This is a genomic window from Novosphingobium sp. BL-S-32 (genome assembly GCF_056857055.1).
This window is the reverse complement of sequence record NZ_CM166476.1, coordinates 1,210,593-1,232,319: the sequence shown is the minus strand read 5'-3', so window position 1 is coordinate 1,232,319 and position 21,727 is coordinate 1,210,593. Positions and strand designations below refer to the sequence as shown.

At 64.8% G+C, this 21,727-nt stretch carries 23 protein-coding genes; 13 read left to right on the top strand and 10 right to left on the bottom strand.

The genetic code is table 11. From position 1 onward, the window contains the following. Window positions 1-79: 79 nt before the first annotated feature. The 11 genes from secY to AC1VVK_RS05585 all read left to right on the top strand — a co-directional run bounded on the left by secY (window position 80) and on the right by AC1VVK_RS05585 (window position 9,672). The gene (gene secY / locus AC1VVK_RS05635) at window positions 80-1,447 is read left to right on the top strand and encodes a preprotein translocase subunit SecY (protein ID WP_132386831.1); all 1,368 of its coding nucleotides are present in this window, start codon (window positions 80-82) and stop codon (window positions 1,445-1,447) included. A gap of 37 nt (window positions 1,448-1,484) precedes the next feature. Further along, window positions 1,485-2,132: an adenylate kinase gene (locus AC1VVK_RS05630; RefSeq protein WP_132386829.1), complete on the top strand. Its 648-nt coding sequence runs from the start codon at window positions 1,485-1,487 to the stop codon at window positions 2,130-2,132. Window positions 2,133-2,229: 97 nt separating this feature from the next. After that, window positions 2,230-2,910: an SRPBCC family protein gene (locus AC1VVK_RS05625; RefSeq protein ID WP_482904712.1), complete on the top strand. Its 681-nt coding sequence runs from the start codon at window positions 2,230-2,232 to the stop codon at window positions 2,908-2,910. Window positions 2,911-3,323: 413 nt separating this feature from the next. Further along, entirely contained in the window at window positions 3,324-3,692 is a 369-nt protein-coding gene (gene rpsM, locus AC1VVK_RS05620) for a 30S ribosomal protein S13 (protein ID WP_086490038.1), read from the top strand. Between the two features lie 51 nt (window positions 3,693-3,743). Continuing rightward, window positions 3,744-4,133: a 30S ribosomal protein S11 gene (gene rpsK, locus AC1VVK_RS05615; RefSeq protein WP_007011846.1), complete on the top strand. Its 390-nt coding sequence runs from the start codon at window positions 3,744-3,746 to the stop codon at window positions 4,131-4,133. Between the two features lie 105 nt (window positions 4,134-4,238). Then, complete coding sequence (locus tag AC1VVK_RS05610; protein ID WP_132386825.1) at window positions 4,239-5,306, top strand: DNA-directed RNA polymerase subunit alpha; 1,068 nt, start codon at window positions 4,239-4,241, stop codon at window positions 5,304-5,306. A 101-nt stretch (window positions 5,307-5,407) separates the two neighbouring features. Continuing rightward, window positions 5,408-5,827 (top strand): diacylglycerol kinase family protein, encoded by a 420-nt coding sequence (locus AC1VVK_RS05605; protein WP_482904711.1) that lies wholly within the window; start codon window positions 5,408-5,410, stop codon window positions 5,825-5,827. Between the two features lie 27 nt (window positions 5,828-5,854). Next, complete coding sequence (locus tag AC1VVK_RS05600; RefSeq protein WP_482904710.1) at window positions 5,855-6,328, top strand: hypothetical protein; 474 nt, start codon at window positions 5,855-5,857, stop codon at window positions 6,326-6,328. A 126-nt stretch (window positions 6,329-6,454) separates the two neighbouring features. After that, window positions 6,455-6,877: a 50S ribosomal protein L17 gene (gene rplQ / locus AC1VVK_RS05595; RefSeq protein ID WP_132387461.1), complete on the top strand. Its 423-nt coding sequence runs from the start codon at window positions 6,455-6,457 to the stop codon at window positions 6,875-6,877. Window positions 6,878-6,985: 108 nt separating this feature from the next. Continuing rightward, entirely contained in the window at window positions 6,986-9,154 is a 2,169-nt protein-coding gene (locus AC1VVK_RS05590; protein WP_482904709.1) for a prolyl oligopeptidase family serine peptidase, read from the top strand. Window positions 9,155-9,291: 137 nt separating this feature from the next. Next, window positions 9,292-9,672 (top strand): hypothetical protein, encoded by a 381-nt coding sequence (locus tag AC1VVK_RS05585; RefSeq protein ID WP_482904708.1) that lies wholly within the window; start codon window positions 9,292-9,294, stop codon window positions 9,670-9,672. A 4-nt stretch (window positions 9,673-9,676) separates the two neighbouring features. Here AC1VVK_RS05585 and AC1VVK_RS05580 read toward each other — a convergent pair whose 3' ends face one another. Together AC1VVK_RS05580 and AC1VVK_RS05575 are read right to left on the bottom strand one after the other, a co-directional pair. Beyond that, window positions 9,677-10,318, bottom strand: coding sequence for a trimeric intracellular cation channel family protein (locus AC1VVK_RS05580; protein ID WP_482904707.1), 642 nt, complete (start codon window positions 10,316-10,318; stop codon window positions 9,677-9,679). 7 nt (window positions 10,319-10,325) lie between these two features. Further along, window positions 10,326-10,784, bottom strand: coding sequence for a hypothetical protein (locus tag AC1VVK_RS05575; RefSeq protein ID WP_482904706.1), 459 nt, complete (start codon window positions 10,782-10,784; stop codon window positions 10,326-10,328). Window positions 10,785-11,063: 279 nt separating this feature from the next. Here AC1VVK_RS05575 and AC1VVK_RS05570 point away from each other — a divergent pair, with 279 nt between their 5' ends. Then, window positions 11,064-12,392, top strand: a complete 1,329-nt coding sequence (locus tag AC1VVK_RS05570; protein WP_482904705.1) for a cytochrome P450 — start codon at window positions 11,064-11,066, stop codon at window positions 12,390-12,392. A gap of 173 nt (window positions 12,393-12,565) precedes the next feature. On the opposite strand, the gene AC1VVK_RS05565 is transcribed toward AC1VVK_RS05570, so the two are convergent. After that, window positions 12,566-13,441, bottom strand: coding sequence for a hypothetical protein (locus AC1VVK_RS05565; protein ID WP_482904704.1), 876 nt, complete (start codon window positions 13,439-13,441; stop codon window positions 12,566-12,568). A 161-nt stretch (window positions 13,442-13,602) separates the two neighbouring features. Between AC1VVK_RS05565 and AC1VVK_RS05560 the strand changes: the two genes are divergently transcribed. After that, a complete protein-coding gene (locus AC1VVK_RS05560; protein WP_482904703.1) occupies window positions 13,603-15,306 on the top strand; it encodes a dipeptidyl-peptidase 3 family protein in 1,704 nt (567 codons plus the stop codon). A 62-nt stretch (window positions 15,307-15,368) separates the two neighbouring features. On the opposite strand, the gene AC1VVK_RS05555 is transcribed toward AC1VVK_RS05560, so the two are convergent. The 7 genes from AC1VVK_RS05555 to AC1VVK_RS05525 all read right to left on the bottom strand — a co-directional run bounded on the left by AC1VVK_RS05555 (window position 15,369) and on the right by AC1VVK_RS05525 (window position 21,498). Continuing rightward, entirely contained in the window at window positions 15,369-16,379 is a 1,011-nt protein-coding gene (locus tag AC1VVK_RS05555) for an IS30 family transposase (protein WP_482904702.1), read from the bottom strand. A 135-nt stretch (window positions 16,380-16,514) separates the two neighbouring features. Then, window positions 16,515-17,450: a quinone oxidoreductase family protein gene (locus AC1VVK_RS05550; protein WP_482904701.1), complete on the bottom strand. Its 936-nt coding sequence runs from the start codon at window positions 17,448-17,450 to the stop codon at window positions 16,515-16,517. Window positions 17,451-17,549: 99 nt separating this feature from the next. Continuing rightward, on the bottom strand, window positions 17,550-19,031 hold the full coding sequence (locus tag AC1VVK_RS05545) for a DUF4403 family protein (RefSeq protein ID WP_482904700.1): 1,482 nt from the start codon (window positions 19,029-19,031) through the stop codon (window positions 17,550-17,552). 156 nt (window positions 19,032-19,187) lie between these two features. Beyond that, a complete protein-coding gene (locus AC1VVK_RS05540) occupies window positions 19,188-19,610 on the bottom strand; it encodes a VOC family protein (protein ID WP_482904699.1) in 423 nt (140 codons plus the stop codon). A 54-nt stretch (window positions 19,611-19,664) separates the two neighbouring features. Further along, the gene (locus tag AC1VVK_RS05535) at window positions 19,665-20,024 is read right to left on the bottom strand and encodes a hypothetical protein (RefSeq protein ID WP_482904698.1); all 360 of its coding nucleotides are present in this window, start codon (window positions 20,022-20,024) and stop codon (window positions 19,665-19,667) included. Window positions 20,025-20,261: 237 nt separating this feature from the next. Beyond that, the gene (locus AC1VVK_RS05530; RefSeq protein WP_482904697.1) at window positions 20,262-20,684 is read right to left on the bottom strand and encodes a UrcA family protein; all 423 of its coding nucleotides are present in this window, start codon (window positions 20,682-20,684) and stop codon (window positions 20,262-20,264) included. 412 nt (window positions 20,685-21,096) lie between these two features. Further along, complete coding sequence (locus tag AC1VVK_RS05525; protein WP_165912161.1) at window positions 21,097-21,498, bottom strand: UrcA family protein; 402 nt, start codon at window positions 21,496-21,498, stop codon at window positions 21,097-21,099. Window positions 21,499-21,727: the final 229 nt, after the last annotated feature.

Sequence of the window (21,727 nt, the reverse complement as noted above, 5' to 3'; positions counted from 1 at the left end):
ACCAGAACCGGGTTCGACAAGCCTGCGCGCAGTCGCTAAGGCAAGTGCGAACCGACTATTCGAGGCATTACCAATCGTCATGGCTTCTCGCGCCGACAACATTGCCAGCTCGCTGAACCTGGCCAATTTCTCGAAGGCCACCGAACTGAAGAACCGTATCTGGTTCACAGTCGGTGCGCTGATCGTTTTCCGCTTCCTGAGCTTCGTGCCGCTCCCGGGTGTGAACCCGGTGATTCTCGCCAAGCTCTATGACAAGACGCAGGGCGGCATTCTCGACCTGTTCAACACGTTCTCGGGCGGCTCGCTTTCGCGCATGAGCCTGATCGCGCTCGGCGTGATGCCCTACATCACGGCGTCGATCGTCGTTCAGCTGGCCGCTGCCCTTCATCCGTCGCTGATGGCGCTGAAGAAGGAAGGCGAAGCCGGCCGCAAGAAGCTCAACCAGTACACGCGCTACGGCGCTGTGGTGCTCTGCGCGATCCAGGGCTGGTTCCTGGCCGTGAGCCTTGAGGCCTATGGCGCCTCCAGCGGTCTCGCCGCAGTCGTGGATCCGGGCCTCGTGTTCCGCGTGGGCGCGGTCATCTCGCTGGTTGGCGGCACCATGTTCCTGCTGTGGCTGGGTGAGCAGATCACCGCGCGCGGTATAGGCAACGGCGTTTCGCTGATCATCATGGCCGGCATCGTCGCCCAGATGCCGACGTTCGCCAGCAACGTGGGCCAGGCCTACAGCGCCGGCGACACCGGCTCGATCCTGATCATCTCGCTGATCGCACTCGTGGTGCTGATGATCCTGGGGATCTGCTTCTTCGAGCGTTCCACGCGCCGCCTGCTGATCCAGTATCCCAAGCGCGCTACCCAGCGCGGCATGATGCAGGCCGATCGCAGCCACCTGCCGCTGAAGCTGAACACCGCCGGCGTCATCCCGCCGATCTTCGCCAGCTCGCTGCTGCTGCTGCCGCTGACGATCACCCAGTTCGCCGGCAAGTCGCTGAACCCGGAATCGACCGCGGGCAAGATCGTCGTCACGCTCAACCAGTATCTCGGCCATGGCAAGCCGCTGTACATGGCGCTCTATGCGGCCGGCATCATCTTCTTCTCGTTCTTCTACACTGCCGTGGTCTTCAATCCTGAAGAGACGGCCGACAACCTGAAGAAGAATGGCGGCTTCATTCCCGGCATCCGTCCGGGCAAGAACACCGCGAACTATCTGGACTACGTGCTGACGCGCGTGACCGTGATCGGCGCCTTGTATCTGACCGTGGTTTGCACCGTGCCCGAGTACTTCCTCTCGATGACCGGTCTGCCGCTGTTGTTCATGGGGGGCACCAGCCTGTTGATCGTCGTCAACGTGACGGTCGACACCATCACCCAGATCCAGTCGCACCTGCTGGCGCACCAGTATGGCGACCTGATCAAGAAGGCCAAGCTGAAGGGACGCCTGCGCTGAAGGGAGCGCAGGCACAGGGATAATTGAGGGGTAAGGCGTGAATATCATCCTGTTGGGCCCGCCGGGGGCGGGCAAGGGCACCCAGGCGCAGCGTCTGGTTGAGCGGCACGGCATGCGCCAGCTCTCCACCGGCGACATGCTGCGCGCCGCCGTCAAGGCCGGCACGCCCACCGGGCTTGAAGCCAAAGCTGTGATGGAACGTGGCGAACTGGTCTCTGACGAGATCGTTTCGGCACTGATCGGGGATGAGCTTGACGCGATGGGGCCGAGCGTCGGCGCCATCTTCGACGGCTATCCGCGCACTGCGGCGCAGGCCGAATCGCTCGACGCGATCCTGGCCGGGCGCGGACGCAAGCTTGACCACGTGGTGGAGCTTGAAGTGAACGAGGATGCGCTGGTCGAGCGTATCACCGGCCGCTTCACGTGCGCCACGTGCGGCAAGGGCTACCACGACAAGTTCGAGCAGCCGAAGGTTCCGGGCGTCTGCGACAAGTGCGGGGGCACTGAATTCAAGCGCCGCCCGGACGACAATGCCGAGACCGTGCGCACGCGCATGGCCGAATACCGGGCCAAGACGGCGCCGATCCTGCCGATCTACGAAGCGCGCGGGATTGTCGCCAAGGTCGACGGAATGGCCGAGATGGACGATGTGACCGCCGCGATCGAGGCGGCGCTCAAGTCCTGAAGCTTCGAAGGGCTCGCGGATATCGCGGGCCCTTTTTGCATCGACTGCACTGCGCTGGGGCGGCGCGCATGGGCACAGGCACGGGCAGGGGGAATCGATGAAGAAGGCGGCAACACTCGCGCTGTTCGCGATGGTGGGGCTTGGCGTGCTCGCGGCAGCACCGGCTCAGGCGAAGGTGCAGGAGGCAAGCGAGCGCGGCATCGTGATGCGCTACGTCGCGCATGTCCCCGTCGGCGCCGATGAGGCCTGGGCCGTGCTGGTCAAACCGTCGCAGTGGTGGGATTCGGAGCACACCTATTCGGGCAGCTCTGCCAATCTCTCGCTGGATGCGCGGCCCGGCGGATGTTTCTGCGAAGTGCTGCCCGACAAGGACGCGCCAAAAGCGGCGCCGCGCGGCGGTGTCGAGCACATGCGCGTGATCTATATCGACAAGGGCAGGGCGCTGCGCTTGACCGGCGCGCTGGGCCCGCTTCAGGCCGATGCCGCCGTCGGCACGCTGACCTTCCAGTTCAAGCCCGATGAGACGGGCACGCAGATCCTCGTGGAATATGTCGTCGGCGGCTATTTCCGGACCGATGCGGCCCGGCTTGCGCCGATGCTCGACCGGGTGCTGGCCGGGCAGGTCGATCGCTTCGTCGAAAAACTTGGCGGCTCGTTTGCCGCTGCATTCCGCCCCGATACGCTCGGCGCCGTGGGTGAGCCGCCTGCCGGTCCGGCCGACAAGCCACAAGACGCGCCGCCCGTGAAGGACGACAAGACGCGGATCATCGGCCGTTGAGGGCGCGCGGCGCGCATCGGAAACGCGGGCAGGTCCTTGCGGCCTTTGCGCTTTCTTTGACTGCGCTTTGCGAATCCGGTACACTGATTGCATCACGGGTGTTGCGACGACCGCCGAAGAGCGGGCCGCAGCCCGAAGGCCATGGCGCGGATCGCTCCAGATCGATCCTTGCGCACCGGGCCTCAGTCCGGGCCGGGTCGCCCGAGCGCTTGAACGCGGATTTGCAGGCGTTGACATGCCTTGCGAATCGTTCTAAGCGCGCCGTTCACTTGACACTTGCGGCAAGTCCGGATGGTACAGGCAAAATGGTTGCTGTGCTCCGGACCTTTTGCCATTTCAGCAGTTTCAGGTGGAATTTGAGCGTTGAGATAGGAAAGCCCGCAGGGGCATTCCTGTGGAGCATGGAGAATTAAGTGGCTCGTATTGCAGGGGTAAATCTCCCCACCAACAAGCGCGTGATCATCGCGCTCACCTACATCCATGGCATCGGTCGTACCAAGGCCCTGGAAATCGCCGACAAGCTGGGCATCGACCACAGCCGTCGCATCCAGGACCTGTCGGACGCCGAAGTCCTGCAGATTCGCGAAACCATCGACGCCGACCACACGGTCGAAGGTGATCTTCGTCGCGAAACCGCGATGAACATCAAGCGCCTGATGGACCTCGCCTGCTACCGCGGCCTGCGTCATCGCAAGGGTCTGCCGGTTCGCGGCCAGCGCACGCACACCAATGCGCGCACCCGCAAGGGTAAGGCCAAGCCGATCGCCGGCAAGAAGAAGTAAGTCGCCTTTCGGCTTCTTTCCCGCAGCGACTAATCTACAGGATATACGGACATGGCACGCGAACCCCAGCGCATTAAGCGCCGCGAACGCAAGAACATCACCAGCGGCATCGCGCATGTGAATGCTAGCTTCAACAACACCATGGTGACCATCACCGACGCCCAGGGCAACGCGATTTCGTGGTCCTCGGCCGGCATGATGGGCTTCAAGGGCAGCCGCAAGTCGACTCCCTACGCCGCACAGGTCGCCGCTGACGACGCCGGCAAGAAGGCCGCCGAGCACGGCGTGCGCACCCTCGAAGTCGAAGTCAAGGGCCCGGGTTCGGGCCGTGAGAGCGCCCTGCGCGCCCTCCAGGCTGTCGGCTTCACCATTACCTCGATCCGCGACGTGACACCGATCCCGCACAACGGTGTTCGTCCGTCGAAGCGCCGTCGCGTCTGATCGAGCTAATACGGACGGCGAACCGGTCGCCGTCCGATTTCGGAACGTCCCGGGCCTTTCCACCAGGCTGCGGGACGTAACCGCCATCACTCCCAGGGGAAGTCCATGACTGTCAACATCAAGAACTGGCAGGAACTCAAGAAGCCGAACAGCCTTGAGATCAAGCCGGGACCCGACCCCAAGCTGAAGGCGACCTTCATCGCCGAGCCGCTGGAGCGTGGCTTCGGCCTGACGCTCGGCAACGCGCTGCGCCGCGTGCTGCTCTCCTCGCTGCAAGGCGCGGCGATCACCTCGATCAAGATCGAGAACGTCCTTCACGAATTCTCGTCGCTTGCCGGCGTTCGCGAAGACGTCACGGACATCGTCCTGAACGTCAAGCAGATCGCGCTCAAGATGCAGGGCGAAGGCCCCAAGCGCCTCCAGCTCTCGGCCACTGGCCCGGGCGAGGTCAAGGCTGGCGACATCGCGGTGTCGGGTGACATCGAGGTCATGAACAAGGACCTCGTGGTCTGCCACCTCGACGAGGGCGCAGTCCTGAACATGGAACTGACCGCCGACACCGGCAAGGGCTACGTCCCCGCCGTGTCGAACCGTCCGGTTGACGCGCCGATCGGTCTGATCCCGGTCGACTCGCTCTACTCGCCGGTCCGTCAGGTCAGCTACAAGGTCGAGAACGCCCGTATCGGCCAGGAGCTTGACTACGACAAGCTGAGCCTCATGGTCGAGACCGACGGCACCGTGACCCCGGAAGACGCAGTGGCTTATGCCGCCCGCATCCTCCAGGACCAGCTGGCGCTGTTCGTCCACTTCGAAGACATCGCCCCGGTTGGCGCCTCGCCGATGATCGGCATGGCTGCCGGCGGTGCTGCGACCTCGGAAGAGAGCGACACCAACCAGCTCAACCGCTACCTTCTCAAGAAGGTGGACGAGCTGGAACTGTCGGTCCGTTCGGCCAACTGCCTCAAGAACGACAACATCATCTACATCGGCGATCTGGTTCAGAAGACCGAAGCCGAGATGCTGCGCACGCCGAACTTCGGCCGCAAGTCGCTCAACGAGATCAAGGAAGTCCTTTCGTCGATGGGCCTGCGCCTCGGCATGGACATCCCGGGCTGGCCGCCCGAGAACATCGAAGAGATGGCCAAGAAGCTGGAGCAGGAACTGCTCGGCTGATCGGCACCTTCGGTACCGAATTGAAGAAGGGCTCCGCAGCAATGTGGGGCCCTTTTTCTTTATGCTGGTCCAAACTTGCAGCGTCGGTTTAAGGTATCGGCATGGTCGAACCTTCCGATACGCTCTCAGCCGATGGGCTGCCGGAGCAAAGTCGTTTCAGTGTCGTGGCGCGTCTCCGGAGCTCTATTTATGCGTGGCGTGGCCTCCGTCAGCTTGTTGAGGGCGAGCATAACGCCCGGCTACATCTGACCGCTTCGCTTGGTGTGGTAGCGGCAGGGCTATTCTTACAGGTTTCGGCAAGCGACTGGCGCTGGCTGGTGCTCGCCATGGCACTTGTCTGGCTGGCCGAGGCGCTCAACACTGCGATCGAGGAACTGTGCGACCGGATCGAGCCCGGCTTCGATGAGGCCATAGGTCGCATCAAGGACATCGCGGCGGGCGCCGTACTCATCGCGGCGATTGCGGCGGCGGGGATCGGATTGCTGACGTTGGGGCCGCCGGTTCTGGTACTGTTGCGTTAGGGACTGGAGAGGGAGGCTTGGCAGCTCATGCGGATCCTGCTTGCGATCATATCGCTGACAGTCTGTTTTCTGTCGCTAACGTGGTCGGCGTGCTGGTTCGCTCGCAACGCGCCTGGCGGGGGCTTTTCAGTCAGCGATGTCTTGCTGGCGGTAATCCCGCCGACCGTCTCTATTGTCTGGATTGCGCGATGGCTACGCCGTGCTGGGATGGCGCTTTGGCTGGCGCGGGTCGAATTGGGTCTGGGCTTCATCTGGTTTGCGATGATTTTTGGCCACTTCGTGTGGCGGACCTATTCGCGCGTCATGTTTGGGCTGAGCTATCAGGATATCTACTACGAAAGTCCCGCTTTTACGGGGAAATACGAGGACTACAGGTTGGTCGCCGTTGGAATGCTGGTGTTCGCCGCAGGTATATCGGGCTGTGGAGCTGGCGTTTTGGCGTGGTGCGCATTCCGACCATTGCGCGGGCATGAATTGGCTGCCGGGGGCATCAATCCTTGACTCTTTCGCCGTTTTCGTCTTGAGGGCGCCCTTCACACGAAAGTGAACCGGCTTTGGGCGGTGGCCGAACCACATCGCCCGGCAGGCAGTACCTTGAACGGCTGTCTGACGAACGGAGAACTGAAAATGCGTCATAAGCACGGTCAGCGCAAGCTGCAGCGCACCTCGGGCCATCGCGCCGCTCTTCTGCGCAACATGGCTGCCGCTCTCATCAAGCACGAGCAGATCCAGACCACCACGCCGAAGGCGAAGGAACTGCGTCCTTACCTCGAAAAGCTGATCACGCTCGCGAAGCATGGCGGCCTTTCGAACCGTCGTCTGGCGCACGCGCGCCTGATGGACGAAGCCCAGGAAAAGAAGCTCTTCGAAGTGCTCGCAGAGCGCTACGCGGGCCGCAACGGTGGTTACACCCGCATCATCAAGGCCGGCATCCGCGCTTCGGACGCCGCCCCGATCGCGATCATCGAACTCGTTGACCGCGACACCTCGGAAAAGGGCAAGGACTCGGGTCCGGTTCTGACCGAAGAAAACGAATACGCCGAAGCCTGATAGGCTGAGGGTCCTCCGGCTTTCCACACGCGAAAGCTGAGGCGAGATTGAAAGGGCGGTCGCGAGTGCTAGGCTCGCGGCCGCCTTTTTTCATTCTCGGAGAACGACATGGTTCGTCTGGCCGGCCTCGGTGGGGCTTTCGGCATGGTGCTTCTGACGGCCTCTTCGCTTTCCGCACAGGACATGCCTTCCACGCAGAACAGGGAGCCGCTGGTCTATCCGGAAACGCGGCGCGGTGACGTGGTCGATACGCTGTTCGGGGAGAAGATCGCCGATCCCTATCGCTGGCTCGAAGCCGACGTGCGCCGCGATGCCGATGTCGCCGACTGGGTAGTGCGGCAATCTGCCTTTACCGATGCCTATCTGAAGACCCTGCCACAGCGCGCCTGGTTCCAGCAGCGGGTCAGCGCGCTCACCGATTTCGAGCGCTTCGGGCTGCCGACCAAGGCGGGCAGGCGCTATTTCTACACGCGCAATTCGGGGCTCCAGAACCAGTCGCAGCTTTTCGTGCGCGATGGGCTTTCCGGCACGCCGCGCCTGCTGATCGACCCGAATGGCTGGGCCAAGGACGGCGCCACCGCGCTCGATGACTGGGAGCCGTCGGACAAGGGGCGCTACCTGCTTTACAGCGTGCAGGACGGCGGCAGCGACTGGCGCGTGCTCCATGTGCTCGACGTCGATACCGGCAAAGTCATGGCGGACGAGCTGCGCTGGGTGAAGTTCTCGCCGCTATCGTGGATCGGCGAGGAGGGCTTCCTCTATTCGCGCTTCCCAGCGCCCAAGCCGGGCGAAACGTTCCAAAGCCGCAATTACAATCAGGCTATCTGGTATCACCGGCTCGGCACGCCGCAGTCGGCCGACGAACTGGTCTATGCGACGCCCGATCATCCCGAATTCGGGCACAGCGCCAAGGTGACGCAGGACGGCCGCCTTGCGGTGATTACCAGCACCATCGGCACCGATGCGCGCTACGAAGTCCGTGTGGTCGATCTGGCGGCGCGCAAGCGGGCGGGCTGGCGGACGCAGGCGGTGGTCACCGGCTTTACCGACGACTGGCGCCTTGTCGAAGGGGCGGGGCAGAGGCTGTGGTTCGTCACCAACCAGAACGCGCCGCGTTTCCGCCTCGTCAGCATCGATCTGGCCCAGAAGGCGCCGACCTTCTCGGAGGTCGTGCCGGAGCGCGACGATATTCTGGAGCGGGCCGGGGTGATCGGCAGCGATCTCGTGCTCAACTACATGCGCGATGCGGCGAGCCATGCCGAGATCGTCTCGGTGGACGGCAAGACCCCGCGCACGCTGGCGCTCAGCGGGATCGGCACGGCCTCGGGCTTCCGGGGCAGGCCGGGCGATCCGGAGACGTTCTACGCCTTCTCCAGCTTCAACCGGCCGGCCTCGATCTTCCGGCTCGATATGCGCACGGGCAAGACGGAAGTCTTCGCCGAGCCGAAGATGGACTTCTCGCCCGACGACATCGCGGTCGAGCAGCGCTTCTACACCTCGAAGGACGGCACCCGCGTTCCGATGTTCCTGGTGCGCCGCAAGGACGTGGCGGCGGCAGGCAAGCCCGTGCCGACGCTGCTCTATGGCTATGGCGGCTTCGACATTGCGCTGACGCCGGGGTACTCGGCATCGACGATGGCCTGGGTGCAGGCGGGCGGGGCTTATGCCATGGCGAACTTGCGCGGCGGCGGCGAGTATGGCCGCGCGTGGCATGACGCGGGGCGCGGGGCCAACAAGCAGAACGTGTTCGACGACTTCATCGCGGCAGGCGAGTACCTCAAGGCGCAAGGCATCGCCGCGAAGGACGGGCTGGCCATTCAGGGCCGCTCGAACGGCGGCTTGCTGATCGGGGCGGTGACCAACCAGCGCCCGGACCTCTTCGCGGCCGCCGTGCCGCAAGTGGGGGTGATGGACATGCTCCGCTTCGATCGCTTCACGGCCGGGCGGTACTGGGTGGACGACTACGGCTATCCGGACCGCGCGGCGGACTTCAAGGTGCTGCGCGCCTATTCGCCCTACCACAACATCCGCGAGGGGATGGCCTACCCGGCGATCCTGGTGACCACGGCCGATACCGACGACCGTGTGGTACCGGGGCACTCGTTCAAGTACGCCGCAGCGCTCCAGCATGCGGCGCTGGGCGACAAGCCGCACCTCATCCGCATCGACACGCGCGCGGGCCATGGCTCGGGCAAGCCGACCGACAAGGCGATCGAGGAGAGCGCAGACGTGCTGGCCTTCATGGCGCAGTGGACGGGGCTGCATCCGGAGAAGTGATCCAGCGCGGAGGGCGATCCGTCGCCACGGGCTTGAGTTTTCGGGGAAATCGCGGAGGATAGGGCATGGAGCGGGACTCGGCAGAGTTCCCCCTCCGTGCTGATCGCCTGCCCGAAGGTGCAAGGGAGCCCCGATCCATGCCCACCAAGACTTTCATTCGCGCCGTGCTTCTCGTCGCGCTGCTGCCTGCCGTGGCACTGGCGCAGACGGACCGCTTCGGCACCGATCGCCGCCTTGATAACCGGCGCGATGCATTCGGCGTCAGTTCGCGGCAGGCCGCGCATATGTGCGCTGGCGCCGCCGAAACCGCGCTGCATGGCGCCGGCTATACGGGCGTGCAGGTGGTCGGGCTCAAGGATATCGAGCACAAGCCCGAGGGCTATGTGCTGAGCGCCTGGGTTAGTGTTTCGGGCGGTGGTGCTTCGGCCGAGGGTAAGGCGAAGCGCGGCGATTTCCGCTGCGAGATCGGGCGCGGCTCTATCGTCAATCTCGGCTTCAACGGCATTCCGGGCGTCTGAGCCGTCAGTCCGCGTCCTCTGGCCCGACATGGGCGGGCAGGCCGAGCGACCAGTGGATCGCCGCGCCGCGCAGCGCGAAACCGGCGGCGGCAGCCAGCGCCCAGCTCAGCCCGGCCGAAAGCCCCAGCGCGATCCCCACCGCCGCCAGCGTTGCCGCCAGCGCGGCAGCGGTGACGTAGAGTTCCGGCCGCATCAGGATCGAGGGGTGCCCCGCCAGCACGTCGCGGATGATGCCGCCGACGCAGCTGGTGACGATGCCCATTAGGATCGCCGGGCCTGCCGGCACGCCCCAGGCCAGCGCCTTGATCGTGCCGAACACCGCATAGACCGCAAGGCCCAGCGCGTCGGCCCATTCGAGCAGGCGGCCTTGCCACCAGCGTACCGGTGTGAACCAGGCCAGCAAGGCCACGGCAAGGCAGACCGGGGCGACATAGTGATCGCGCACCCAGAACACCGGGGCGCCGATCAGCAGGTCGCGCAAGGTACCGCCCCCCACGCCGGTCATCAGCGCGAAGAAGGCGGCGGTGACGAACGTCTGGCGCATCTGTACCGCCGTGAGCGCGCCGGACAGCGCGAAGACCGCGATCCCGAACAAGTCGATCGCGGGAGGCAGGGCGGGGGTCAGGGGAGCGGTTATGATCGGCATCCCGGTATCATAGACCGGCCGGATGGGCTTCGGGAAGCGGCACGAGATCCGGCTCGATCCAGCCCGCGCGCGCCTCGGGGCTCATCAGCCGCGCCTCGCTCCAGTGCACAAGCAGCCAGCCCGAGCGGCCCAGCGGCGAATCCATGATTCCCGCCAGCACGCGCGAGAGCGGCGCATCCTTGCCGTGGCGGGCCAGTTCCCGCGCCGCCACGCGCATCGAAGCCTCGGTAATGGTGGCGTGGAAGCCGCGTGTCGGGCTCTCCGGCACGCCGACGGCGCGGTTGTAACGGCGGATCACCGCCTCGATCCCGCCGTGCCCGGTCAGCACCGCGGGATGGCGCAGCAGCCAGAGCGCCGCCGCGAAATGCGCGGCGTGGCTCCACTCGGCATAGGGCCAGCTGGTGTCGAGCACGCCGTGGGCGACGCGTTCGATCGTCTCGTCATCGAAGGGGAGGGATATGGTCATTGTCGGATCCTTGGTCTGGAGACCCGGCTCCAACGGCAAGCGCGCTTTTACCCGGCGGCCGAAGGGCCGGGCGGTATCGCGGAGTGAGGGAAGGGTGGTTGGCCTTACCTGCTTCGCGCGCACGCCCCGCCGCGCGCGCCTTGGCGGCACGTACGGGAAGCGGTGAGGGCGGCAGTCATGGCCATGCCGGGGCGATATCACAGCGGAGAAGCTTTGACCATCGGTGTGGATGTGATACACATAAGATCATAAATGTGAGAGATCGGGAGAAGTCGCCCAGTGCTTAATCCAGCGCCGAAGTATGCCGCGTCGTACGACACCGCAGACTGGTACACCGACGTGTGGCTGGTGGACGATCCGCACGCCTATTTCGACCACTTGCGCGCGCAGGGCCCGGTGGTGCGCCTGCCGTACCGCAATGCCGTAGCGGTGACGGGCTATGACGAGACCGTGCAGGTCATGCTGGACACCAAGCACTTCTCGTCGATCAACGGCGTGACCGGCCCACTGGCCGAACTGCCCTTCACGCCCGAGGGCGACGACATCACCGCGATGCTCGAAGCGCATCGCAAGCAGATCCCGTTCGCCGATCAGGTCGTCACCGAGAGCGGCAATCGCCATGCCGACTTGCGCTCGATCCTCGCGCGGCTGTTCACGCCGAGCCGCCTCAAGGAGCTTCAGCCCAAGCTGCTCGCCACGGCCGAAGGGCTGATCGACGAGTTCCGCCATGACGGCAAAGTCGATCTCGTGCGCCAGTACGGCGGGCCATATGGTGCGCTGGTGATCTCCGACCTGCTCGGCCTGTCCGAGAAGACGCGCGCGAAATTCCGCGGGCTGCTCGAAGGCGCGATCCCGGTGCCGATGGACGCCAGCGAAGAGGACATGCTGAAGAACCCGCTGGTTGGCGTGGGCAAGGACCTGTTCAAGCTCATCGCCCAGCGCCGCTTCGCGCTTCATCCGCTGATGCGCCCGCTGCGCGGGGTTCTGGCACAGCAGGACATCCTCGCCGAACTGGCGCAGGCGCGCTATCCCGATGGCCGCAAGCCGACTCTGGTGGACCTCACCAGCCTTGCCGCGTTCCTGTTCGGCGCCGGGCAGGACACCACCAACCGCCTGCTCGCCAACGCCTTCAAGGTTATCGCCACGCGCCCCGACATCCAGCAGGGCCTGCGCGACGATCCGGCGCGGATTGCCAATTTTGTCGAGGAAGTCTTGCGCTTCGACGGCTCGGTGAAGAGCGGCGGACGCATGTGCCAGAAGACCACCACGCTGGGCGGCGTGGAGATCAAGGCGGGCACGGCGGTCTTGATGTCGCACATGGCCGCCAACCGCGATCCGGCGCGCTTCCCCGATCCCGGCAGGTTCGACATGGACCGGCCAAAGCTCAAGGAACATCTTGCTTTCGGTCGCGGTGCCCACACCTGCATCGGTGCCCCGCTCGCCCGGCGCGAGGTGGTCACCAGCATCGAGCGCCTGCTCGCGCGGATGGGCAATATCCGGCTATCGCAGGCGCATCACGGACGGGAAGGCGAGTGGCACTTCGATTACGAACCGACCTATGTCCTGCGCGCGCTGGCGAGCCTGCATCTGGAGTTCGATCCGCTTTAGGAGCGGATCTGAAGAACTGAGGGGCCGCCAGTCTTACAACCGTCGCCCCCGCGAAGGCGGGGGCCCCGCTTCCTGGCAACCTCTCGCCCCGCACGACAGAAGCGGGATCCCCGCCTTCGCGGGGATGACGGGTTCTTTGGGAGTGGGAGGTGCTGCGAACGATTGCCGCCGTCCTACCGCTTCGTGCACTCGCCAATCCGCTGGGCGCTCAGCTCGGACTGAAGCGTGGAGAAGAACGGCAGCTCGCGGCCATTCGGCGATTTCGCGTCAAAGTGCACGTTCTTGGTGATCTCGATACGGTTCGCGTCGATACGCCCGGTGAGTTTGCCCTGCTTGATCGCGCCGCCCTGCAGGAAGCAGCTCAACGAGCCGGAAATGTCCTTGCCTTTGACCTTGATCTTCCAACTGCGACAGGCCGGCGGCATGGCGTTGTTCACGGAGGTTTCGGGCGTTTGCAGGGCATTCGCGAAAGCGTGAAGGTCATCGTCGGACATGCAGACCTGCCACTGGTGGACCGATGGGGGCGAGACACGGTCCAGGCTGGTGGTATGGGTGCTGTATTCGACGAAGCGCCACAGCCCCGCCGGAATGGGGTGGCGCGATCCGGCAACGGTGATCTCGTTGGAGGTTTCGGGAGCAGGCGCCGCGTTGTCCTGCGGAGTGCCGAGGTTCTCCGCGATGTCCGTCTCGAACGAGGCTTCGGCGGCTCCGATCGGAACGTCCTGCGCCGCGAACCGGTTGATACGGTCGTTCAGACAGGCTTTGGCGCGGATTTCTCCGGAGTACCCTTCGAGCAGGCACTGCTGCAACATGGAGCAAAGGACGCGATCGGCGGCGGGCGATCCCACGGAGGGGTGCGGCACGCAGCCTCTGAGATAGGGGCCGCGCACGGTGTATTCGATATTCGTGATCCGCATCTTGCGGGCCGTCACCACGATTGGATCGCCGATGGTTTCGGGCGCCTCGGCCAGCCCGGAAAAGCCGCTGGCCATCAGGAACAGGCAAGCTGAAGCCGTGAAAAATCGGCGCTTCAGGGTCGATGGCGGCATCTCTTCTCCGGGCATTCTCTGATGCTTGTTGTTGATATGCTAGCAAAGAATGAGGCGCGGGTCTTGGTTCGGCTGAACGGTTTCGGCGGCGCTCGCGGCTTTTCTCATGGATCGCTTGGGTCTAGGGTCCGCGCCGAGAACAGACCCGAAAGGCTCCCCCCATGTTCGCGCCTAAGTTCGTCCCCAAGTTCGGCCCCATCATGCCCACCACCCGCTTCGCGCTCGCTCCATTGCTGCTTGCCGCCAGTGTCTTGCAGGCCCCGCCCGCCATGGCGCAGACGGCCGCGCCGGTCTACGATCTTGCCGCGCAAAAGGCGAAGCTGGCGACCGTGCACATGCAGGTCGATACCAAGTTCCTGACACCTGAAGAGCGCGATGTCGTCAACAAGCTGATGAAGGTCGCCGACCTGTTCAGCGAGATCTACATGCGCCAGCGCTATGCAGAGAACCCGCAAGTGGGCCGCGCGATTGCGGCAGACCGGAGCGCCAACCGCGATCTGCTGGTGGAGATGTTCCACCGCAACTTCGGCCCGTGGGACGAACTGGCCGATCTCCACCCGTTCTGGGGTGACAAGCCGATGCCCGAAGGCGCCGGTTTCTATCCCGAAGACCTGACGCGGCAGGAATTCGAGGCCTATCTCGCCGCCCATCCGGACCAGAAGGCGGCGCTCACCAGCCCCTATACGGTGGTGCGGCGCGATGGGAGCAAGCTGGTCGCGGTGCCCTATTCGCAGGCCTACAAGGAATGGCTGGAGCCTGCCGCCAAGCTGCTCGACGAGGCGGCGGCGCGCACCAGCAATGCGAGCCTGAAGAAGTTTCTGAGCCTGCGGGCCAAGGCGCTGCGCACCGACGACTACTTCGAGAGCGAATTGGCGTGGATGGACATCGAGGGCACGCCGATCGAACCGGCTATCGGGCCTTATGAAGTCTATACCGATCGCCTGATGGGCGCGAAGGCCTCGTTCGAGGCTTTCGTGACGCTGAAGGATCCCGAGGAATCGGCCAAGCTCGCCAAGTACAAGGCCTTCCTGCGCGATATGGAAGCGAACCTGCCGATCCCCGACGAGTACAAGAACTTCCAGCGCGGTTTCGCCAGCCCCATCGCCGTGGCCGAGCAGGTGCGCGGTGGCGGCGACAATGTGCCGGGCCCGCAGACCATCGCTTTCAACCTGCCCAATGACGAGCGGGTGCGGGAGGCCAAGGGCGCCAAGAAGGTGATCCTCTCCAACGTGCTGGGCGCCAAGTTCGACCTGATCTTGAAACCGATGGGCGCGCTGGTGCTGGTGCCTGAGCAAGCGGCGCTGGTGGATCGTCGGTACATGCAGTTCGAGACGCTGTTCCACGAACTCTCGCACAGTCTCGGGCCGGGCACGATCGTCGTCAATGGCGAGAAGACCACCGTGGACAAGGCGCTGAAGGAGCAGAACTCCGCCATCGAAGAGGCCAAGGCCGATGTCGCGGGGGTGTGGGACCTGCTGCTGATGATGCAGAAGGGCGAATTGCCGGTGGCGGAAAAGCCGCAATTGTTCGCGACTTACGCGGTGGGCGTGTTCCGCGCGGTGCGGTTCGGCGCGGTGGAGGCGCATGGCAAGGGCGCGGCGCTGCAATACGGCTATCTGCGTGCGAAGGGCGCCTTCGTCTTCGACCCGGCGACCGGGCGCTTCACGGTGGACGATGCGAAGATGGAAGCGGGCCTGCGCGACCTGCTCCACGACATGCTGATGTTGCAGGCCAGGGGCGACTATGCCGGGACCATCGCGTTCATGGACCGCTGGGCGAAGCTCGATCCGGAGGCGGAAGGCGTGATCAAGGCAATGGGTACGCTGCCGGTGGATATTCGTCCGATCTATCCGGATAGCGTCTGACGGTTCCATCGGCCGAGCCTTGGCTCAGGTTGCTAAAAAGCACGCTGCTAACCCCAAACCCGTCATCCCCGCGAAGGCGGGGCTGTGGATTCACATTCGAAGTGCAACGGTTGAAGAGAGCATGCCTCGGCGGGTGTTTTGAAGTCGAGGCATTTTCGCGGTGTATTGTTGTAGCGTTGGATGATGTCCTCAAAGTGGGCAGGCGAGAGATCCTCGATGTTGGTCTTGCGCGGCAGGTCGCGTCTGAGGCGGCCGATGGCGTTTTCGACGCCGCCCTTTTGCCATGGGGCGTGGGGGTCGCAGAAGAACGTATCGATGCCGAGACGGTGCAACCTGTGGTGCTGTGCAAACTCGGTGCCGTTGTCGAGGGTCAGGGTTTGGCGCAAGGCGGCGGGCCAGGGCCGCAGCATGGCGGCGAGCAGGTCGGCGGTGCGCCGGGCCTTTCGGTCGGGCGGATGGCAGATCAGGGTGTAGCGCGAGGAGCGTTCATGGGCGACGAGGATGGCCTGGCCGTATCGGGCGAAGAGCATGAAGTCGGCCTCCCAGTGGCCGGGCCGGGACCGATCCGCGGCCTCGTCCGGGCGCATGGCGATGGGTTGGCGCTTGGCGATGAAGCGGACCGAGGATCCGCCGGGCTTGCGGCGCCATCCGCGGCGGGCCTTGGCGCGGGGCAGATAATGGCGCCATGATCGATCGTTCGTCCGCCTGATCTGGGCATGGATGAAGCGATAGATGCTCTCGTGACTGATGATACGCACGCCGGCCTCGCGGGCCATGCGGCCGGCGATCTGCTCGGGTGACCAGCCGGCCGCGAGGCGGCCCAGCACGCCCTCGCGCAAGGCCTGATCGCGTTCGAGGCGCATGCCCGACCAGCGCCGGGCGCGCGCCTGCTCTTGCGCATAGCCGGGCCGATAGCCCACCGTGCTGCCGCTGTTGCGCTTCAGCTCCCGAGAGATCGTCGATGCCGAGCGATCCACAGCTGCCGCGATCTGGCGCAGCGATTGCCCGTCTTCATGAAGACGGGCAATCGTACACCGCTCTTCCAGATCAAGCTGTTCGTAAGCTCTTCCCATGACAACACCATAACCTGGTGTTGCACTTCGTTTGTGAACTTGGCGGATCCCGCTTCTTGCGGCTGAACGAGAGGTTGCAAAGAAGCGGGGCCCCCGCCTTCGCGGGCGCGACGGTTCTCAATTCCGCGACTATACCTAAGGCCGCAGGACCACGCGGCCGTAGACGCCGCCCCGGCGGGTGAAGGCCCAGGCCTCGCCCGCCTCGCAGAGCGCGAATTCGTGTTCGACCGGGATTTCGACTTCGCCGCGCGCGACGCGGTGCAACTCGCGCTCGACGAGTGCATGGACCGCCGGATCGTCCATTGGCGCGAAAAGGCCGATGGCGAAGTGCGCGAACCTCGGGTCCCGGTACTGGTTATCGCGGCGGAAGCTGGCGTAGCGCCCGCCCGAGACCGTCAGGCGCGACAGTATGTCATAGTCCGCGCCCAAGCCGGTATCGACGACGAAATCGAAGCCGCGCCCGTCGCTCGCCTCCAGGCAGGCGGCCAGCACGTCATTGCCGCACCTGTCGATCAGGTGGGAGAGCCCGTAACCGGTCAGGGTATCCTGGCGAGAGGTGTCGGCGGCGATGCCCGTCACCCGCGCGCCCGCCTGCGCTGCCGTCTGCAACAGGATGAGCCCGATGGCGCTGGTGACGCCGTTGATGAGCAGCGTCTCGCCCTGCCTGAGGCCGCCGCGCGCGAAAAGCGTGGCATGGGCCGAGGCGAAAGCATGGGGCACGGCCGCCGCGAACGCCGGGTCGATCCCTTCGGGCAAGTGCCAGACGGTCGCCTCCGGCACGGCGAAGAGTTCCGCGAAGGCGCCGCCGGGATGGTGGCCGACAACCCGGTCCCCCGCGGCGAAGCGCGTGACCGCAGGCCCGGCCGCGATCACGGTGCCGACAGCCTGACATCCCGGGATCCGCGTGGGCACCGGCGCCGGCAGGGTGGCGGGGTCATGCGTGTCCACGCATTCCAGCGAGGCCAGCTCCACCTCGATCAGCACGGTATCGTGGCCGATCGCGGGCTTTGTCGCCGGGGCATAGCGCAGGTCGATCCTGCCGTTGCCGCCGTGCTGGAAAACCGCGTTCACCTTGCCCTCCGCATCATGTCTGGCTGGATGGAATTACAGAATATAGTATACAAATTGTGATGTCCACGCGATGGGGCTGGAAGCGAGCGGGCCCTGCGCTCATTCGTCGACCTTGACCGTTGCCACGCCGCTGCCGCGTACGGGCAGGTAGAGGCCCTGACCGGCCGCCCGGATCGTGCCGGTGTGCACGTCCTGAACTTCGGCGCGGATCAGCAGCTTGCCCGCGCGCTTTTCGGCAATGGCACGGTCGATCTTGCCGAGCAGTTTCTGGAAGTCGTTCTCGAAGTTCTGGCCCAGCGCATCCGCCAGCGTGGCGGAGAGTTCGGGCCCATTGGCGAAGCTCAGCAACAGATCGCTGCCGACCATGTCGATCCCCCCGCTTACGTGCAGCGCGGTGAACGCCACCTTGCGGGAATCGGGAGCATTCGCGGGCAGGGCGGTCAGCCAGACGGTGCCGCTCGATTTGCCCAGATAGCCCCTCGTCCCCTCGACCGAGAGTTCGATGCCCACCGCGATCCGCCCGCCGGTGGTGCCGTAGATCGTCGCCTTGCGGAACTCGGCGCGCACGGCACCGCCGCCGGGCACGGTGAACGGCCGCTGCTGGCGCTTGACCAGAGCCTTCATCAGCACCGGCTCCAGCTCGCGATAATCGGCGATCACCGGGATGAAGAAGGCGATCCGGCCCGCCTCGCTGGCGAGGGGGCGCATCGGTGGCAGCGCTGTGGGCTGCGGATCGTCCCGCCGCTCGCCGACGAAGGTCTCGGTCAGCGCCTTGAGACCGAGCCGCAACTGCAGGCGGTGCCCGTTCACGGTATAGCCGCCGTATTGCAGCTCCTGCGGCGTGATCCGCATCCACACGGGCGGATTGCGCTTGTTGAGTTCCACCGATGTGAAGGCCGCTGCCCAGGCCTGCTCGATCTTCGGCCGGACGTTGATCTTGGCCAGTTCCGCGCTCAGCTGCTTTTCCAGCCCGGCCACGATCGGGGCGAGCTTTTGGTCGGCAGGCTTGGACAGGTAGATGCGCTTGCCGAGGAAGTCGAGGTGCGGGCTGTCGATCCAGTGATAGGAGATCTCGACCTTGCCGCGCAGGTGCCAGTCGGGCGTCAGGTCGAGACGGACGCGCGCGCGGGCCTCAGCGCGGGCGCTCGCGGTCTCGTGCTTGAGCACGCCGCCGATGTCGCGCGCCTGCACTTGTGCGACGACGGGAATGGTGAAGACAACCTCGTTGCCGGTCCCGGAGAAGCGCAAGGCCCCGCGCCGTGCATCGCCGACGATGTCGCACTTGATCTTCGGGGTCTTGATCTTGACGAAGGCCACTTTGACCCGCTTCGAGGGCAGGCAGTCCAGCCCGGTCTGGTCGATCGACCAGAGCGTGCGCGGAATTTCCCGCTCCAGCGCGGGGCCGAGCGGGGAAATGTCTGCCTCGACGGGGACTGTCAGCAAGGACGCCTGCGGTTCGATGACGATGGCGTCATTGGCGCGGGGCGGCGGACCTTCGCCGGACGCCTTTCGGTGACACCCGGCAGGCGCGAGCGCCAGCACCAGCAGGCCGAGAGCGGCGGAAACGCGCTTTGCCTTCATCTCACCTCGGATCCGGCCGCATTTCCATCCCGCGTAAATACGCGAGGTGCCGCTGTGGTTCCAGTCATGCGAAAGTCTGAAAAACCGGAAATTCCGGCAGGGAATTGGCCGGTGCCCCGGCGAACATGCCCGAGCGGGCGTTGCTCAAACGGACATTCAGGTCGCGAAAAGCTGGTCCAGCTGCGCGAAGGCCTTCATCTCGATGGCATTGCCCGAAGGGTCGCGGAAGAACATGGTTGCCTGCTCGCCCGCCTGACCGGCGAAGCGGATATAGGGCTCGATTCCGAAAGCGACACCGGCTTCGCGCAGGCGCAGGGCCAGCGCTTCCCAGTCTTCCATGGACAGCACGATGCCGAAATGCGGTACCGGCACGCCGTGACCGTCTACCGGGTTCGAAGCGCGATCCCCGCGCGCCATGTCCGGTACGAGGTGGGCGACGATCTGATGGCCGTGGAAGTCGAAATCGACCCAGGCGTCGCTGCTGCGCCCCTCCCGACAGCCCATCAGCCCACCCCAGAACGCACGTGCGGCGTCGAGATCATGGACGGGGAAGGCGAGGTGGAAAGGGCGCAGTGTCATGGGCCGGATCTTACGCGCCGCTCATGCGGTTCGCCAAGAGGGGCCGGTCAGAAGTCAGCGGCAGCGTGAATAGTCGCCGGCGCGGCAGGCGGCGACATCGCGGCGCCATCTCGCAAGGTCGGCCTCGTACTGGCGGCGGGCTTCGGCGTAATCGCGGGCGCCGTCGTCGCTGGCGCTGCTGCGCCGGGCATCCGGCGACTGCCGATAGGCCTTCCAGCCTTCGGCATACTGCGCATCACGATTGCGCACATAGGCCAGCTGGTCCTGATTTAGCTTGCGGATCACGGCGCGATCGCGGGCAATGGCCTCGGGCGTCATGGTCGGATCGCGTGGATCGTCGGCATGCGCGGCACTGGCGATGCCGAATGCGAAAACCGGTGCAGCAAGCGCCAGAAGGATGGGCGACCCCCTCATGTAATTCTCCGTCCCTGAAGGTGTTTGCGCGCATCTGTGACCACGCGAACGGGCCGGCGCAAAGCCTATGCGACGAATGGTGACGCGCGGGGACGGACTGTGCGGCGCCTGCGACAGAAAGAGGATTTCTCGGGGAACCGGCCCCGAGCCGGAGCCAGGAACCACGGGTCATGAAATGGAAAGCGCCGCCCCCGCATGGGGGAGCGGGGGCGGCGCATTCAGGGCGTTCCGATGCGGTCAGTGATCGGAACGTCCGGTGGCCGGACCCTTGGAGATGGCAAGGGCGGCCACATGGTCGCCGCGATCGCGAGCGGCGAGCATGGTGTCGCGCGCCGTATAGGCCCGCTGCGCGCTTTCGCTGCGGCAATCATGGATCTGGGCGCGCCCTTCAAGATCGCCGATGTCGGCGTGGCCGCAGACATGATCGATTGCCGAATTGATGCGCGCATCCAACCGCGCGCGTCCTTGCGGGGAAGTGAGGTCAAGGTCGGCATACCGCACCAATTCGGTGGGCCTGTCGCCATCCGTCATGGTGGCGGCAACGGTTTGCGCGAGAGCCGGCGATGCGATCGGCAGCGCGGTGCAAAGCAGCGCGACACCGGACCACAAAGTACGGGTGGAAACGAATTGCGAGGTTTTGCGGCTGTTAAAATGCGTCATGCTCGTATGCTCCGGTCGGTCCGGGGGAATCCCGGCACGGTGGTGGATTGCGAGCGACCCTCATGGCGTTGCTTCGTTATTGTCGGCCGCTTTGGTGGCGGTCTTTTGAACGGTGTTTGGGAGGGATGGGCCGACCTGGGTGACCGCGAATTGCGGCGCACGATGCGGCATCGATTCCCCCCGAGACCATCCCGCAATGCGCGGACGGCCTCCTCTATTTCTCGATTGTGAAATATTAAATACAGTGACGGAAAATTAATTCCGCAACGTACAAAGTAACTGCAAGCTGGCGTAATCCTATTGCTCGGACAGTATTGCCTATACAACAGGGCGCTTGCCGAAAATTTCAGTCTGCTAACTCAATGATGCGTCCCGCCGATCCGGAAAGGGCCGGACCGGCGGACGCAAGGGCTCAGCGCCGGGCAAAGACCGCCATGGTTTGCGGGGTGCCGGCCGAAGCAAGGGTCTGGCCACTCGCCCGGGCGGCCATGTGCTGGGCGAAGAGTTCGTCACGTGCCGCATAGGCACGATCGGTGGACTCATCGCGGCAGTCCCGCATGTGGCTGAAGTCGTCAAGATTGCGGACATCCGCGTCTCCGCAGACCGTCCGGACCGCGGAATCGAGCCGCGTGGTGAGCCGGTCGCGGCCCGCCTGGCTATCTAGATCGAGGTCGCTGTAGCGCACTTCGACGCGCGGAACGTTCGGATCGATGGCGCGATTCTTGACAAGGACGTCTTCTGCCATGGCCGGCGCGGCCAGGCCGAGCGCGGCACCGAACAGGACGGCGGAAGCGAACAGGGAAACCTTGGTCATCTCAGGTACTCCTCCTTTAAGGGCGCAGTCGGCCTTTCGCGGAACCTCCCTGTCCCACGATGCAAATGAACTGCGACGACCCTGGTGCGATCTGAAAATTCTTGTTTTACAGGCGCGTTGTGCGCACCTGCCCCGCCGTGAACTCACGTTGTGAATCCAAGCTGTGAATTCGATCGGCAATAAGTGCGTTAGCCTGTGCGACGTCCCGGGCCGGTTCATTCACCTGACG